Genomic DNA, 16,025 nt, shown 5'->3' with positions numbered 1-16,025 from the left:
CAGCAACGTATTTTATCCGATTATCACTATCTCCTTAAAATCGGTCAAACGTAAACTGGGCGAATTCTTTTCCAGGAGCTCACCATGAATCTACTTTTTCCGCTGCTGGCGGTGCTAATCTGGTCGGTGAATACCATCGTCAGCAAGCTCTCTGCAGGCAGTATCGATCCCGCCGCCATCTCCTTCTACCGCTGGCTGCTGGCTGCTGGCGCTGGCGATGTTGACCTCCATTCGCGCTGCCGGGCGTCTGGCGTCATCGCCAGACGATCCTGGCAAATCTCTGACGCCTGCTGATCCTCTGCCTGCTCAGCATAGTGCGTGCTCTATCAGAGCCTCGCCTACTACGCCGCGCACCGCGTCTCGGCGGTGTGATGGGCATTCTCGGCGCGACCATTCCGCTGCTGACCATTCTGCTCAGTCTGGTGGTGCTGCGGCTGGCGCCGACGCGCGGGATTCTGATCGGCGGCCAGCTTTCCTTTGCCGAGCTGGTGTGGCTGGTGAGCACGGGCGATCCCGCTGCCTACCTGGCAGAGCCTCTACGTGCAGGTCTTTTTCGGCGTGCTGCTGCTGCCGGGCTTTCTGCACGCGCCCGACGTCGCGCTCAACGCGCGCAATATTCCGCTAGTGCTGTTTGCCGGGCTGTTCGCCTAAATTATCGCGCCGTTTTTGTGGATCCTGGGCGTACAGCGCCTGGGCGCCAGCACCGCCAGTTTGTTTATGAATTTCGTGCCGGTGTTTACCGCGATTATAGCCGTGCTGTTCCTGCATGAACAGCTGCACGCCTATCACTTGATCGGCGGCGGCATAACGCTGGCCGGCGTGTGGTGGTCGCCCAGCGTCTGAAAACGCCGCTCAGCCGTCGTAAGGCGGCGCCGTGCGATACGGCGGCCTGAAGCGCACCGTAACGCGCAGTCCGCCCAGCTGCGGGCTGCGTCTCAGAGTGAGCGTAGCGCCGTGCCAGGCGCAGATATCCTGCACCAGCGCCAGCCCGATACCGGCGCCGGGCTGCGCGCTCTCCAGCCGGCCAAAGGGTTGTAGCGCCTTCTCCTGCGTCGCGTCGTCGATGCCCGGCCCGCTAATCTCCAGCACACCGTTTAGCAGACGCGCGCCGTCAGCTTCTCTTCGCCGTGGCGCGCCTTGATGCGCGCCGGCTGGTCGCTGTCGAGCGCCACGCCGACCTGAGTTTTCAGAATGGTCAGCGGCGTGCGCAGCCGCGCCAGATAGCGATTGAACGCGACTATCAGCGGCTCCATCTCCGACCAGGGCAGCGACGGCAGCGGCGTCAGTTCGCCCGCGCCGCAGCAGCAGTCCCGCTAGCAGCAGCGTGATCAGCACCAGCAAGCTCTGGCTGAGCAGCGCGGTGCGCAGCAGCCCCTCGGCGAAAGCCTGGCATGAGTTCAGCGTCTCCGCCACCAGCACCATACCCTGTACGCCAGCGTCGCTGACCGGCTGCCACAGCGCGGCGATGCGAATCGGCTGCTGGTGATAGCGCGCGTCGTAAAAGTGCACCAGCGCGGACCAGTCGGTGGAGAGCTTATGGTTGGCGGGAATAGGCGGCAGATAGTCATAGCCGGAGAGCGTGCGGCCCTGCGGCGAAATCACTTGATAGAACAGCTGGTTGTTCATATTTCGCTCAAAGCTGTCGCCCCCCCCCCCCCCCCCGCCCCCCCCCCCCCCCCCCCCCCCCCCCCCCCCCCCCCCCCCCCCCCCCCCCCCCCCCCCCCCCCCCCCCCCCCCCCCCCCCCCCCCCCCCCCCCCCCCCCCCCCCCAGGGGACATCTACCTCCAGCTGCTGATGGCGCACCACCAGCCGTTCGGCCACGGTGCGCGCCGAGGCGAGCAGCGAACGACCGTACGCCTGATTGGCCGCCAGTGCGCTCTGATAATGGGTATAGACCGACACGCCCCATAGCAGCAGCGGCAGCCCGAGCCACGCCAGCAGCTCACCGCGCAGCGAATGGATCAGCCTCACGACACTGCTTCCAGGCTGTAGCCGAGGCCGCGCAGCGTGACGATGGTGACGTTGCTGCCCGCCAGCTTTTTCCGCACGCGGTGAATATAGAGCTCGATGCTCTCCGGGCTGGCCTCGTCCGCCAGCGTAAAAGTCTATTCATAGAGATGCTGGCGCGACAACGGCCTGCCGCGCCGCTGCATCAGGGTGGTGAAAATGCTCGCCTCGCGCGGCGTCGCGCCAGCGGCTTGTCCGCCAGCAGAAAGTAGCCTTCGCTGTCGAGCGTAAGTGTGCCGATCGCCTGCGTCTGCAGCGTCTGGCCGTGGCTGCGGCGCAGCAGAGCCTCCAGCTCGTCCAGCTCAAAGGGTTTGGCGAGGTAGTCATCTGCACCGAGCTTCAGCCCGCGCACCCGATCGTCCAGCGCGGTGCGTGCGGTCAGCAGCAGCACCGGCACGTTCTGCCCGCGCCTGCGCAGGCGCGACAGCACTTCCAGCCAGTCGAGACACGGCAGCGACACGTCGAGCATCACCAGCGCGTACTCTTCCGTCTGCAGCACATGCTCGGCCACCAGCCCGTCCGCCACCCAGTCGACGGCGAAGCCTTTTTGCGTCAGCACCTTTTCCAGCCAGCACGTCAGCCCAACCGTATCTTCCACCAGTAATAGACGCATATCACATCCTGTAGTTATTCCCGGATAGTGAAAGGTTATTGTTTTAACAATTCAGCAACCCCGAATAGTCGGCGGCAATCACACTCTGGGTGGTGGTGGTGGTGGTGGTGGTGATCGGCCTCTTCTTGGTCAGCGAAATATTGCTGATGCTGGAATCGACCAGCGGCGGGCAAAAAGTGGTGCGTGCCAGCGGTCGCATGATATTCAATATGAAAGAGGCGGCCATGTCGACCGGTGCAACGCTGCGATCCTCTTTTATCGGATTTTTCGTCGGCGCGGGTGCCACCATCGCCTACATGACCAAGAAGAAGATCAGTAGCAACGATCGGTTCGGCAAAGGCGATCTCCGCGGTGGGCGTCTATGCGGTGCACAGCACCACCTTCGACCTGCTGCTGATGGTGGCGCTCGGCATTTTCGGCTATATCCTGTGCAAGATGGATTTTCCGAGGTCGCCGCTGATCCTCGGGTTTGTGCTGGGCAAAATGCTGGAGCAGAACCTGCGGCGCGCGCTGTCGATCAGCAACGGCAGCATGGGCATTCTGTGGGAAAGCCCTATAAGTAAAATCCTGCTGGTGCTGGCGATTGCGGTGCTGCTGGTGCCGCCGCTGTGGAAACGCTGGCGTCGCAAACGCGTCACCCTCGCGGCAGCAGAATAAGCGTATGGCCCCCGTGGATTTTCCGGGGGCTTTTGCTATCATGGCGCATCTTTTTTCCGGCGCACCCAACGCTGTTCTGTTTTCCAAGGATTCCGCCATGCAACCTCTTAACGACCCCGGTGCGCCGATGGGCGATCGTTCTTCCGTCACGCCGTCCGCAGCCGCAGCAGTCGCAGCAGTCGCGCGTCACCGGACATACGCTGCTGCCCGCCGAGCATCAGTCGCTGAATCAGCAAATCGCCCGTCTGGCCGCTGCCACCGGCGAGCCGACCGGCAAAATCTGGGGCGCGGCGCTGAAGCTGGTAAATCTCACCAGCGGCGATCCGATCCCGGCGTGCCACTTTTCGCTACTGACGTAATATTTGCAGGTGCGTCAGACCCTGAGCCAGCACAGCGCAACGACGCTGCTGGTGCTGGAAGCCTCTCTCAAGCAGCCGATCGACCACGGACGACTACACCCTGCCGCGCCCGCTAACGCAGCGTCCCATCCTAGGCGCGGGATGCTGCTTATCGTGGTTTTCCTGCTGCTGCTGTGGCTGGTGCTCTGAGCTAACAGCCGCACTGCGCGCCGGGCGCAACTTCAGGCCATTCAGCCCGGCGCGTCGCCCCAGCTGACAGGATGGTTATCCCGCCGCTGGAAATCAAGCCCGCCGATCAGCTCCTTGACCTGAAATCCCAGCGCTGCCAGCTTCCACGCCGCCCTGGTCGAGCCGTTGCAGCCGATGCCATCGCAGTGGGTGACGTAGACTTTGCTGCGATCCAGCCGCGCCGTGCTTGTGGCGTCCATGGTGCGGTGCGGAAAATTCACGGCGCCGCAAATATGCCCGGCGCGGTAGGCGTCCGGCGAACGCGCGTCAATCACGACGATCGCCGTGATCTGTTGGGCGAGATCCTCCACGACGTCCCAGGCGTCGGCGTAGTACGCCAGTTTGTGTTGCAGATAGTCGAGGCTGTGCTGCGGCGACGGCGGCGGAAAGCGTAAAACCAGTGACATAGCCATTCTCCTGTTGTGGTGTGCCGCCAGTTTACAGCAAAGTAGACTGCTCCTTCAGACCCATATTCGCCATGAGATAAGACCATTATGCGCGCTCCGCTGCTTACGCTGTTCAGCCATCACTCCCAGGGCGGGCTGCGCGAACGCCTGTGCGCCACGCTGCGCCAGGCGATTGCCTGCGGCCACCTCAGCTTTGGGCAAAAGGTACCGTTAACGCGCCAGCTGGCGGGCGATCTCGGCCTGTCGCGCGTCACGGTAGAGGCCGCCTACGCACAGCTGGAAAGCGAAGGCTACCTCAGCCGCGAGGTCGGCCGTGGCACCCTCGTCGCCATCGTGATGCCGTCGCGGGCGACAGGCGTCGCCGCGTCGTCGACGCCGCACTTTTCCGCGCGCGGCCAGGCGGCGATTGCCACCGGTGGCTGCTAGGACCTCCCTTTCCGCACGCCTTCACCGCCGGATCGCCGGAGCTGCGCGCCTTTCCCCACCGCCTCTAGCGGCGACTGAGCGCCAACGTGCAGCGCCTGCATGGCAGCCAGTTGATGGGCTATGGCGATCCGCCAGGCTACGGGCCGCTGCGCAGCGCGGTGGCGGACTATCTGGCGATGTCGCGTGGCCTGCGCTGCCGCCTGGAGCAGGTGATTATCCTGACCAGCTCGCGGCAGGCGCTGCAGCTGCTGGCGATGCTTTTTCTCGATCCCGGCGACGAGGTGTGGCTGGAGACGCCGGGCTACCCCGGCGCGCGCAACGCCTTTCTCACCGCCGGGGCGCGATGCCGCGGCGTACCGCTGGACAGCGAAGGCGCGCAAACGCAGCCCGGCGCGGCGAAGCTGCTCTACCTGACGCCGTAGCACCACTACCCCACGGTATGGCGATGAGCCTGCCCCGCCGGCTGGCATGGCTGGCGTGGGCGCAGCGCCACGACAGCTGGATTATCGAGGACGACTACGACAGCGAGTTTCACTATGACGATCGCCCACCGCCCGCCATGCAGGGGCTGGATCGCCACGGCCGCGTCATTACGCTGGGCACCTTTTCCAAGTCGCTCTTTCCCTCTCTGCGGCTGGCGTGGATGGTGGTGCCGCCTGCGCTGGTCGAACCGCTCGGCCAGGCGCGCAGCGTAATGGACGGACACAGCGCGCTGCAGCAGCAGGGACACTTCGCCAGCCATTTACGCCTGATGCGTCAGCTCTACCGCAGCCGCCCGCGATCTGCTGCTGGCGCAGCTGCAACCTATCTCGCACTGGCTGACGCCGGCGGCCACGCCCGGCGGCCTGCAGCTGACGGTGCTGCTGAAAGCGGGTGAGGAAGTGGCGCTGACCGCGCAGGCGGCGGCGAACGGAGTGACGCTGCAGCACCTCAGCACGCTTGTGTGGATATGCACGCGCAGGCGGGCTGGATTCTGGGATTTTCCACGCTGTCGCCCGGCGAAATCCGCGCGGGCTGCGCGAAGCTCGCCGCCTTGTTCATACGCGGCGGGCAAAACGCCAGGTGACGACGATGCCCAGCAGCGCGCAGCAGGCGCCGGCCAGATAGACCGAGCCCGTAGCCCAGCGCGGTTGCGAGCAGCCCCGCCAGCGGCCCGCTGGCGCCGTAGGCGATATCCTGAAAGGCGGAGAAGCCTCCCAGCGCCGTGCCGCGCACCTGCGGCGAGACGCGCTTCGCCACCTCGACGCCGAACGCCAGGAAGATCAGCGAACACCGAGCAGCGCCACCCCACTCTGCGGCGCCAGCGCCAGCAGCAGGCCTGCCGCCTCAACCAGCAGCGAGATCAGCGCGACGCGAATGCCGCCGTGGCGATCCTGCGCGCCGCCGAACAGCAGGCGCACCAGCACAAAGGCGACGCCAAACGCCGTCAGGGTGAAACCGGCATGGCCCCACTGCTGCGCGGTGAAATAGAGCGAGGTAAAGGTGCCGACCACCGCAAAGCCGACGCCCTGCAGCGCCAGCGCGAGGCCGGGCCGGGCCGGGCCGGGCCGGAAAATGGTACGGATAACGCTCGTCAGCGAGGGGCGTTCGCCACCCACCACCGGCACCGGGCGGATGGCGCTGTTCAGCGCCAGCGCCTTCGCCACCGCGCCCAACAGCACAAAGCCGCCGTGCTGGTGCAGCAGCAGACCAAGCGGCGCGCCCACGGCCAGCGCGCCGTAGATCGCCATACCGTTCCACTACATCACCAGCCCGGATCGCTTCGCGCCCACCAGCCCGAGGCCCCACGTCAGGTTGCCGGTGAGCAGCAGGCTTTCGCCGAAGCTGAGCAGAAAGCGCCCCAGCGCCAGCAGCGCGAACTTCACCAGCGGCGGTGCCGGCAGCAGCACAGCCGCCAGATAGGCGACGCCCACCAGCGCAATCGCCAGCATGCCCTGCTGCGTGGTGCGCTTCGCGCCACGCCGATCGGCGCGGCGTCCGGCGAAACCGCGCGTCAGCAGCGTAGCGAAAAACTGCATGCCCACCGTTGTGCCGACCATTACGTTGTTCAGGCTCAGCTCGTGGTGCACATAGAGCGGAATAACCGGCAGCACCAGACCGGCGGTAAGATAGGTGATAAAGATTGCCAGCGATGCGCAGGCCAGCGGCAGGGTCGAGGCGGCCTGGGTGTCGGTCGCGGATTGGGTCATAACGCTTGTCGCTCCTTGTTCAGCACGACGCCGCACGGACACAGCGCGCCTTGGCCATGCGTTACCCCTCTGGGCGCGCCTTGATTAACATTTATACTCAGGTGACGGGGGATCGTCAGGGAAGAGATTGCGTGGCTAATTCCAGCAAGGCGGGATGGGGGATGTCAAAAAAAAGGGGGCCGGTTAAACTGGCCCCTGAAGGTAAGCGTTATCAGCAATTACGCCTGATATTTGCGCATGGTCAGGGTGGCATTGGTGCCGCCGAAACCGAAGCTGTTGGACATCACGGTGGTCAGCGCTTTTTCGGACGGCTGGGTGACGATATTCATCCCTTCCGCCACCGGATCGAGCGATTCGATGTTGATGCTCGGCGCGATAAAGCCGTGCTCCAGCATCAGCAGCGTATAGATCGCTTCCTGCACGCCTGCGGCACCCAGCGAGTGGCCAGTCATCGCTTTCGTCGCGGAGATCGCCGGGGTGTTGTCGCCAAACACTTCGCGGATGGCACCCAGCTCTTTCACGTCGCCGACCGGGGTCGAGGTGCCGTGGCTGTTGAGGTAGTCGATTGGCGTATCGACGCCCTGCATCGCCATCTTCATGCAGCGCACTGCGCCTTCGCCTGACGGGGCAACCATGTCCGCGCCGTCAGAGGTCGCACAGTAACCAACGATCTCAGCATAGATGTGCGCGCCGCGCGCCAGCGCGTGCTCCAGCTCTTCCACCACTACCATGCCGCCGCCGCCGGCAATAACAAAGCCGTCGCGCTCGCTGTCATAGGTACGGGAGGCCTTTTCCGGGGTCTCGTTGTATTTGGTGGAGAGCGCGCCCATAGCATCGAACTCACACGCCATCTCCCAGCAGAGCTCTTCGCCGCCGCCGGCGAACACGATATCCTGTTTGCCCAGCTGGATCTGCTCGACCGCGTTGCCGATGCAGTGCGCGGAGGTGGCGCAGGCGGAGCTGATAGAGTAGTTCACGCCGTGGATTTTAAACGGCGTCGCTAGGCAGGCGGAGACACCGGAGCCCATCGCCTTGGTTACCACATACGGGCCCACCGCTTTCAGGCCGCGCGGGCTGCGCATGGCGTCAGCACCGAACACCTGGAAACGCGGCGAACCGCCGCCTGAGCCGGCAATCAGCCCAACGCGCGGGTTGTTCTGATACTGCTCGTCGGCCAGGCCGGCATCTTTGATCGCTTCTTCCATTGAAAGGTAGGCATAGACAGACGCATCACTCATAAAACGCACAATCTTGCGGTCGATCAGGCCGGTGGTATCCAGTTTGACGTTGCCCCAGACGTGGCTGCGCATGCCGGAATCCTTCAGCTCCTGAGAGAAAGTAATGCCGGAACGGCCTTCACGCAGAGAAGCCAGCACTTCCTGCTGGTTATTACCAATGCTGGAAACGATCCCCAGACCAGTGATCACTGCACGTTTCATTCAGTTGTCCTCATTGCCCATCTTTTGGATGACGTGCACTCTAGCTTACACTTGTAAGCCGAACAAGTCCTATCAGCAATTTCCTTTTGTAAATTTGCGTCATGTGACCCTGGTCGCTAAAATCGCGCCACTGCCTGAAAAACGAGCCTTTGCCGTGAAATTATCGCCGGTTGAACACGCCCAGCTGAGCTGGAGTGAACAGGGTACACTTGTTTCCCGAGCCTTTGATGACGTTTACTTTTCCAATGACAACGGTCTGGAAGAGACGCGCTACGTCTTTCTCGGCGGCAACGATCTGTTGCAGCGTTTCGCGCAGCACGGGCGCAATCTGTTTGTCGTCGCCGAAAGCGGTTTCGGCACCGGCCTGAACTTTCTTACACTGTGGCAGGCGTTTGACACCTTTCCAGCAGGCATAGCCTGAGGCGCCGCTGCGTCGTCTGCACTTCATCAGCTTTGAAAAATTCCCGCTGACCCAAGCGGATCTCGCGGCGGCGCATCAGTGCTGGCCGGAACTGCGCCCCTAGGCGGAGCAGCTGCAACAACAGTGGCCCGTCGCCCGGCTGCCAGCGGCTGCTGTTCGACGGAGGACGCGTCACGCTCGACCTCTGGCTGGGCGATATTAATAACCTTATTGAAAGCTTTGATGACAGCCTGCGCATTCAGGTCGACGCCTGGTTTCTGGACGGCTTCGCCCCGGCGAAAAATCCCGATATGTGGACGCCGCGGCTGTTTACCGCCATGGCGCAGCTGGCACGGCCGGGCGCCAACTTCGCCACCTTTACCGCCGCGGGCTTCGTACGCAGTGGCCTGCAGCAGACGGGTTTCGCGGTGGCGCGGCGCAAGGGGTTCGGCCACAAGCGCGAGATGCTGTGCGGCACTCTTGCCGACGCGCCGCCGCTGCCCGCCGAGCAGCCCTGGTATGCGTGCCCCGCCGCGCGCGCCGCTGAGGCGGCGATTGTCGGCGGCGGCATCGCCAGCGCGATCCTGGCGCTGGCGATGCCGCGGCGCGTCTGGTGGGTCACGCTCTACTGCGCCGACGGCGGCGAGGCGCGGCATGAAAATGTGGTGCTGGCGACCGGCCACAGCCTGACCGCGCTGGCGCAAAACGCGCAGCTGCCCGCCTATGCGGTCGCCGGTCAGGTCAGCCATGTGCCGAGCATGCCGGGACTGGCCGCGCTGAAGAGCGTGCTCTGCTATGACGGCTATCTGACGCCGGTCAGCCCGCAGTTCGGCACGCACTGCATCGGTGCCAACTACCATCGCGGCGAAACCGCCACGGACTATCGCGAAGCGGATCAGCAGCAGAACCGCGCCCAGCTTCTACACTGTGTGCCTGACTGCGGCTGGCCGGAGGCGGTGGACGTCAACGCCGGCGAGGCGCGCGGCGAGCCGCAGCCGCTGGATAGCACGACGCTGGCCGTGCTCGGCCCGAACCGCTACTGGGTGAGAAGGCTGCTGAAAGGGAAAAAGGCGGGAAAATAGCGAGCAGGCGGCGCGCCGCCCGACGCCGTCAGGCGATCTGACGCGCCTGCAGGAAAAGGTTGTCCCACATGCCGACCACCAGCGCCTGGTCGCGCGGCGACAGATTGCCCGCGGCGATGGCATTTTGCAAGCTGTTGGCGACCTAGATCTGCAACGCTTCCGGCGTGTGCTCGCCCGACGGTTCGATTTCCGCAACCACAAGCGTCAGGTGACCGCGCAGATAGCCGCAGGCAAACAGCTCGTCATCGCTGGCGTGATCGACCATATCATCAATCAGGGCCAGAATACGGGCTTCAAATTCTGCGATCATCTTAATTCCTCTTTAATAATGTCTGCATTGGTTACACAGGTCTTCCGGCCACGGAAAACGATCTGGTGTCAGCACCGGCGTACCATAGAACGCCGCCAGCGCGGCAATAAAGCGCACGGGTCGCGCAGGGATGCCTTTCTCCAGCCAGAGCATCACCTGAGCATGGACCTTGCGCTGGAACGCGATGCGATCTGGCTCACAATCTCCGTCGAGATTGTCACAACTGACGTTAAAGGGGAAGCCCGCCGCGACGCAGAACATCCACTCCAGCGCCTGCGGCTCGATCTCCACCGACTCAAACTGGCTTTGCGTCTGCGCGTCGCGTCCGTCCGGGCAGTACCAGTAGCCGAAGTCCACCAGCTTGCGCCGCACCTCGCCGGCGATGCACCAGTGGGAGATCTCGTGCAGCGCGCTGGCGTAAAAGCCGTGCGCGAACACCACCCGATGCCAGGGCGAACTCTCGTCTGCCGGAAGATAGATGGGTTCGTCTTCGCCTTTAATTAGACGGGTCTGAAACTCATCGCGGAAGCAGTCATCAAAAATGGTAATCAGCTGTTGGTAGTGGTGCGTCGTGGTCATAATGTCATCGTCAACAAGGCGTCGTTACGACGCCGAAACACAGAAGAAAGTTTACAGGGCAGCCATCCAGGCCAGTAGCGCGCTGCCGTGGACGTCCCACAGCAGCTTCGCGCTCATTACCGCAGAGACGATCACCACCATCGGGCGGATCAGCTTCTGACCGCGGCTCAGCACCAAGCGCGCCCCGATCCGCGCGCCGCAGAAGGCACCGAGCATCATAATCAGGCTGGTGCCCTAGCTCACTTTGCCACCGAACATAAATAACAGCAGGCTGGCGAAGTTGGAGGTGAAGTTCCGCACCTTGGCGTGGACGGTGGCTTTGGCAAGGTTAAAGCCGCACAGCGTCACGAAGGCCAGCGCGTAGAACGAGCCGGCGCTAGGGCCGAAAAAGCCGTCGTAAAAGCCGACGCAGCCGCCGCCCACCAGCGCATAGGGCAAGCCGTGCAGACGGCGGGCGCGATCCTCTTCGCCCAGCCGCTGCATCAGCAAAAACCACAGGTCGATGGCGATCAGCGGCAGCACCTGACGCAGCGCCTCGGCGTTGAGGTGCTGGATCAGAATCGTGCCGAGCACCGCGCCGAGAAAGGTCATGGCGATATTAAGCCGCTGTTCGCGCAGGTTGACCGCGCCGCACAAAGTAGAGGCTGGCGGAGAACGAACCACCCACCGATTGCAGCTTGTTGGTTGCCAGCGCCTGAGCGGGCGACAGCCCGGCGGCCAGCAGCGACGGCAAGGTCAGCAACCCGCCGCCGCCGGCGATGGAGTCAATAAACGCCGCCAGCACGGCGACCAGAAACAGCACTCCAAGAACCATCGGGCTGACGACAAACCACTCCATGGGGATCCCTATAACAGATGTTTATCCAGCAGCGCCTGACACGCCTGTGGCAACGGCGGCGGTTCGCGCTTCACCGGCGCGCCGCCGCCCGGTTTCTTCGGCAGGAACCAGCTTTCCAGCTCGGCGCCGCAGCCGTCGCCCGGCGGCGGTGCCGGCTGATCTTCGCAGTCGACGCTGTTGGCCGGACAGCGCAGGCGCACGTGCATATGGGCGCGATGGGCGAACCACGGACGTACCTTGCGCAGCCAGTCGCGATCGGCACCAGCATCGGCGCACAGCTGCTTTTTAATCGCCGGATTGACGAAGATACGTGTGACATCATCGTCTTTCGCTGCCAGTTTGATCAGGCTGTCGATCTCCGGCCGCCAGTGGCGCGCTACCACCCTTTTGTCATCCGCCGTCACCAGATCGAGCGGCTGCGGCTTCAGCAGCTGCTGTGCGCTCCAGCGGGTTTTCGGCAACTGCAGCCAGATATCGACGTCGAGGCCGGTCTGGTGGCTGGCGTGGCCGCTACTGAAGCGCCCGCCCGCCGCCATGCCCATATCGCCGATCAGCACGTTGCCGAGTCGCAGATCGTGCGCCTGAGTGCTGAGGCGCTGAATAAACTGGCTCAGATCGGGATGGCCAAAGTAGCGGCGCTGATCCTGACGCGTCACCTGATAGTTCGGGGCGTTGAGCGGCAGCGCCTGCGCGCCGACGATGCAGCCGTTTGCAAAGGCGCCGATAGACTTCGGCGCGCCTGGAATCGGCTGCTGAATACGCTGCCACGGCGTCGCCGCCAGGCTGGCGGCACTGATGGTCAGCGCCGCTAACGCGATTAACAAGCGTTTCATGGCGTCACCAGCACGGTACGCTGCTGTGGACGTCCCCATTCTGCGCGCGCTGGCGCAGCAGATGGTCCATCAGCACGATCGCCATCATCGCCTCGGCGATCGGCACGGCGCGAATGCCCACGCAGGGATCGTGGCGCCCTTTGGTGATCATCTCTACCTCTTCGCCGCTGCGGGTAATGGTGTTGCCCGGCACGGTGATGCTGGAGGTCGGCTTCATCGCCAGGCTGGCGCTGATGGTCTGGCCGCTGCTAATGCCGCCGAGGATGCCGCCGGCATGGTTGCTCTGAAAGCCGCTGGCGCGGATCTCGTCGCGGTGCTGGCTGCCGCGCTGGTTGACGACCGCGAAACCGTCGCCGATCTCTACCCCTTTCACCGCGTTAATGCTCATCAGCGCATGTGCCAGGTCGGCGTCAAGGCGATCGAATACCGGCTCGCCGAGGCCCGGCGGCACGTTTTCCGCCATCACCGTGACCCTAGCACCGATGGAGTCGCCCTCTTTCTTCAGGGCGCGCATCAGCTCGTCCAGCGCCTCCAGCTTGCTGGCGTCGGGGCAGAAGAAGGGGTTCTCTTCAACGATGCTCCAGTCCTTCAGCTCGCACGCCACGTCGCCGATCTGTGCCAGATAGCCGCGCACGACTACGCTGTGCTGCATCTGCAGATATTTTTTGGCGATAGCGCCCGCCGCCACGCGCATCGCGGTTTCGCGCGCTGAGGAGCGACCGCCGCCGCGATAGTCGCGCAGACCGTATTTCTGCTCGTAGGTGTAGTCGGCGTGGCCGGGACGGAACAGATCTTTAATGGCGCTGTAATCCTGCGAACGCTGGTCGGTGTTTTCAACCAGCAGGCCGATCGAGGTGCCGGTGGTGACGCCCTCAAAGACGCCAGACAAAATTTTCACCTGATCCGGCTCGCGGCGCTGCGTGGTGTAGCGTGAGGTGCCGGGACGACGGCGGTCGAGATCGTGCTGGATATCCGCTTCGGTCAACGGAATACCGGGCGGCACGCCGTCAACGATGCAGCCCAGCGCGATGCCGTGAGACTCGCCAAAAGTGGTTACGCGAAAAAATTGTCCGATACTGTTTCCGGCCATGGTGGTTCCTTGTTACGTAGCGTTCGCTCAGTCTTTATAAATAGAGAAGTGATGTTGTGCGTCGACGATCTGCTGGCGTGTCAGCATAAAGACACCGTCGCTGCCGTTGTCGAACTCCAGCCAAGTAAAGGGCACGTCGGGATACTGCTCGATCATATGCACCATGCTGTTGCCCACTTCGCAGATCAGCACGCCGTTGTCGTTCAGGTAGTTAGGCGCGCAGGCGAGAATGCGGCGTACCAGTTTCAGGCCGTCACTGCCCGCCGCCAGCCCCAGCTCCGGCTCGTGGCGATATTCACTGGGCAGATCGTCCATATCTTCCGTGTCCACGTAGGGCGGATTGGTGACGATCAGATCGTATTTCACCGACGGCAGCTCGCGGAACAGATCGGCGCGGATCGGCGTCACGTGGTGGATCAGACCGTGCTCTTCGATATTCTGCTCGGCGACCGCCAGCACGTCATAGGAAATATCCACCGCGTCCACTTCTGCTTCCGGGAAGGCGTAGGCGCAGGCGATCGCGATGCAGCCGCTGCCGGTGCACATATCGAGAATATGGCGCGGCGCGTCCGTCACCAGACCAGCGAAGCGGTTTTTGATCAGCTCGCCGATGGGGGAGCGCGGTACCAGCACGCGCTCGTCGACGTAGAATTCGTGGCCGCAGAACCAGGCTTTATTGGTGAGATAGGCAACGGGAATGCGTTCGTTGACGCGACGGATGACGCGCTCGACGATGCGGTGGCGCTCGCTGGCGGTCAGGCACGCGCTGCGCATATCTTTCGGAGTATCCAGTGGCAGCCAGAGCGTGGGCAGGACTAGTTGCACCGCTTCGTCCCAAGGGTTGTCGGTGCCGTGACCGTACCAGATCCCGGCGGCGGAAAAACGGCTGACCGCCCAGCGCAACATATCCTGAATGGTGTGCAGCTCATTGACTGCCTCATCAACGAAAATTTTGTCCACGTAGCCCTCCGCAGGCCCAATTGCTAAATCGGCCGATATAGTGTGCCACGAAGCCGGGGAGAATTCAGCGCAGCGAGGTGAAAAAGCTGACATTTACTGATGCGGACGTTAAGGTAACGCCATTCGCTGTTTTTCGCCCTTTTTAACCAAGATTCGCTGCCATGAGAAAAAAAACATATCTCAACGATGACGACAAGGCGCTGTTTCGCCAGCTGATGAGCGGCACGCGCAAGATAAAGCAGGACACCGTGGTGCATTATAAGCCCGCGGTGAAAAGCCGCAAGCTGCCGCTAAAGCGGTTAATTTCCGAACAGGTGGACAACAGCCACTACTTCTCCGACGAGTTCCAGCCGCTGCTGGCCACCGAGGGCGCCACGCGCTACGTGCGCGCCGACATCAGCCATTTCGAACTGAAAAAGCTGCGGCGCGGCGACTATATGCCGGAGATTTTTCTCGACCTGCACGGCCTGACGCAGCAGCAGGCGAAGCAAGAGTTGGGGGCGCTGATCGCCGCCTGCCGCCGCAGGCATCTGTTCTGCGCCAACGTGATGACCGGTCACGGCAAACATATTCTCAAGCAGCAGACGCCGCTCTGGCTGGCGCAGCATCCCTGGGTGATGGCCTTCCATCAGGCGCAAAAAATGTTTGGCGGCGACGCGGCGCTGCTGGTGCTGATTGAGGTAGAGGAGTGGCAACCGCCCGAGCTGTTTTAAGCGGGGATGGGCCGTCTGAGCGGCCCGCGGACGTTACATGGCTTTCGCCAGTTTAGAGGGACTGACCTGCCACAGCAGTTTGCCTTCGCAGCTGGCGGAATCGAAATCCACGCAGGCGATGGCGGAGGTGGCGAACATCGGCGGCGCTTCCTGCGGACAGAGTTCCGACACCAGATAGCCGACCAGCGGCAGGTGCGAAATCACGATAGCCGACTTCACGCCCTCTTTTCCCAGCGCCTGCAGATAGCAGGCCACCAGGCCGGGATCGCCGCCGGGCGTCAGCTCCGGCAACGTCTCCTGCCCTTCCGGCAGATGTAACGCTTCGCGTACCGTCGCCAGCGTCTGCTGTGCGCGAAGATAGGGACTGACCAGCACACGTTCTACGTCCACCGTCTGGCCGTTAAGCCAGTTAGCCATTTGACGCGATTCATCACAGCCGCAATGGGTCAGAGGTCGGACCGAATCACTGGCGGCTTCAAGAGCAGCATCGCCGTGACGCATGATAAAAACTTGCATAAAGCACCGCTGTTGTTTGTCGATATAGCCCGACGTGAAGGCGCCTGACTCTTCATTCTGCGAATGAACGCTGTATTGTACCCTAATGGTTTGAGTATAGTCAATCTGTTGTTTATTAAATAAGCGCTTCTCAGAATCGTGCCGCGCCGCCTGTTCTGACGGCGCTTTTCTAACCCGCTGAATCGAAGCGGTTATTCGATTTAGTCAGGAAATGTAAAACTTTTTCTCATGCTGTTGCACCGCTGTCAGCACCTCACAGTGGGCAAATCGCTTGCCGTCCTGGTCCATATAGCGGAACGGGCCATCGAGAAAAGACGGAAAGCCGATGCCGAACACCGCGCCGACGTCGCCCTCGCGCGCGCTGCGGATCCCCCCCCCC

8 protein-coding genes and 11 pseudogenes are annotated in these 16,025 nt (G+C 62.9%); 6 read left to right on the top strand and 13 right to left on the bottom strand.

Features of this window, described 5'->3' with window-relative positions; all coding sequences use genetic code 11:
- The first annotated feature begins 84 nt into the window (after window positions 1-84).
- Window positions 85-893: pseudogene (locus EIO60_RS10720) on the top strand (DMT family transporter).
- Here EIO60_RS10720 and EIO60_RS16785 read toward each other — a convergent pair.
- The 3 genes and pseudogenes from EIO60_RS16785 to tctD all read right to left on the bottom strand — a co-directional run bounded on the left by EIO60_RS16785 (window position 853) and on the right by tctD (window position 2,620).
- Entirely contained in the window at window positions 853-1,422 is a 570-nt protein-coding gene (locus EIO60_RS16785; RefSeq protein ID WP_374058188.1) for an ATP-binding protein, read from the bottom strand. The pseudogene EIO60_RS10720 and the gene EIO60_RS16785 sit on opposite strands and share 41 nt — an antisense overlap.
- 12 nt (window positions 1,423-1,434) lie before the next feature.
- Window positions 1,435-1,971: pseudogene (locus EIO60_RS16780) on the bottom strand (sensor histidine kinase N-terminal domain-containing protein); the annotation flags it as partial.
- Window positions 1,968-2,620 (bottom strand): annotated as a pseudogene (gene tctD / locus EIO60_RS10710) (transcriptional regulator TctD). The pseudogenes EIO60_RS16780 and tctD, both read right to left, overlap by 4 nt.
- 92 nt (window positions 2,621-2,712) lie before the next feature.
- On the opposite strand from tctD, the pseudogene EIO60_RS10705 reads away from it, so the two are divergent.
- A pseudogene (locus tag EIO60_RS10705) lies at window positions 2,713-3,277 on the top strand (tripartite tricarboxylate transporter permease); the annotation flags it as partial.
- Window positions 3,278-3,432: 155 nt separating this feature from the next.
- Window positions 3,433-3,720, top strand: a pseudogene (locus tag EIO60_RS10700) (flagella biosynthesis regulator Flk); the annotation flags it as partial.
- Between the two features lie 106 nt (window positions 3,721-3,826).
- Here the strand turns inward: EIO60_RS10700 and EIO60_RS10695 are convergent.
- Window positions 3,827-4,271: pseudogene (locus EIO60_RS10695) on the bottom strand (rhodanese-like domain-containing protein).
- 87 nt (window positions 4,272-4,358) lie between these two features.
- Here EIO60_RS10695 and pdxR point away from each other — a divergent pair.
- A pseudogene (gene pdxR / locus EIO60_RS10690) lies at window positions 4,359-5,763 on the top strand (MocR-like pyridoxine biosynthesis transcription factor PdxR).
- Here pdxR and EIO60_RS10685 read toward each other — a convergent pair.
- Together EIO60_RS10685 and fabB are read right to left on the bottom strand one after the other, a co-directional pair.
- Window positions 5,735-6,886 (bottom strand): annotated as a pseudogene (locus EIO60_RS10685) (arabinose transporter). The pseudogenes pdxR and EIO60_RS10685 overlap by 29 nt on opposite strands.
- A gap of 218 nt (window positions 6,887-7,104) precedes the next feature.
- Complete coding sequence (gene fabB / locus EIO60_RS10680; RefSeq protein ID WP_258576790.1) at window positions 7,105-8,325, bottom strand: beta-ketoacyl-ACP synthase I; 1,221 nt, start codon at window positions 8,323-8,325, stop codon at window positions 7,105-7,107.
- A 154-nt stretch (window positions 8,326-8,479) separates the two neighbouring features.
- On the opposite strand from fabB, the pseudogene mnmC2 reads away from it, so the two are divergent.
- Window positions 8,480-9,807 (top strand): annotated as a pseudogene (gene mnmC2, locus EIO60_RS10675) (tRNA (5-methylaminomethyl-2-thiouridine)(34)-methyltransferase MnmC2).
- A 28-nt stretch (window positions 9,808-9,835) separates the two neighbouring features.
- Here the strand turns inward: mnmC2 and EIO60_RS10670 are convergent.
- From EIO60_RS10670 to prmB, 6 genes and pseudogenes are all read right to left on the bottom strand, one after another.
- Window positions 9,836-10,117, bottom strand: a pseudogene (locus tag EIO60_RS10670) (YfcL family protein).
- Window positions 10,118-10,129: 12 nt separating this feature from the next.
- On the bottom strand, window positions 10,130-10,696 hold the full coding sequence (locus EIO60_RS10665) for an elongation factor P hydroxylase (RefSeq protein ID WP_258576789.1): 567 nt from the start codon (window positions 10,694-10,696) through the stop codon (window positions 10,130-10,132).
- A gap of 51 nt (window positions 10,697-10,747) precedes the next feature.
- Window positions 10,748-11,534, bottom strand: a pseudogene (locus EIO60_RS10660) (TSUP family transporter).
- 8 nt (window positions 11,535-11,542) lie between these two features.
- Window positions 11,543-12,367: a penicillin-insensitive murein endopeptidase gene (gene mepA, locus EIO60_RS10655; protein ID WP_258576788.1), complete on the bottom strand. Its 825-nt coding sequence runs from the start codon at window positions 12,365-12,367 to the stop codon at window positions 11,543-11,545.
- Between the two features lie 4 nt (window positions 12,368-12,371).
- Entirely contained in the window at window positions 12,372-13,457 is a 1,086-nt protein-coding gene (aroC, locus tag EIO60_RS10650; RefSeq protein WP_258576787.1) for a chorismate synthase, read from the bottom strand.
- Window positions 13,458-13,484: 27 nt separating this feature from the next.
- Window positions 13,485-14,417 carry a 50S ribosomal protein L3 N(5)-glutamine methyltransferase gene (prmB, locus tag EIO60_RS10645; RefSeq protein WP_258576786.1) on the bottom strand — a complete coding sequence of 311 codons (933 nt, stop codon included), beginning with the start codon at window positions 14,415-14,417 and terminating at the stop codon, window positions 13,485-13,487.
- 161 nt (window positions 14,418-14,578) lie between these two features.
- Between prmB and smrB the strand changes: the two genes are divergently transcribed.
- The gene (gene smrB, locus EIO60_RS10640; protein WP_258576785.1) at window positions 14,579-15,130 is read left to right on the top strand and encodes an endonuclease SmrB; all 552 of its coding nucleotides are present in this window, start codon (window positions 14,579-14,581) and stop codon (window positions 15,128-15,130) included.
- Window positions 15,131-15,163: 33 nt separating this feature from the next.
- Here the strand turns inward: smrB and sixA are convergent, their stop codons facing one another.
- The gene (sixA, locus tag EIO60_RS10635) at window positions 15,164-15,646 is read right to left on the bottom strand and encodes a phosphohistidine phosphatase SixA (RefSeq protein ID WP_258576784.1); all 483 of its coding nucleotides are present in this window, start codon (window positions 15,644-15,646) and stop codon (window positions 15,164-15,166) included.
- Window positions 15,647-16,025: the final 379 nt, after the last annotated feature.

This window comes from Candidatus Pantoea persica (genome assembly GCF_013753875.1).
GTDB lineage: Bacteria > Pseudomonadota > Gammaproteobacteria > Enterobacterales > Enterobacteriaceae > Pantoea > Pantoea persica.
This window is presented reverse-complemented; position numbering and strand designations above follow the sequence as displayed.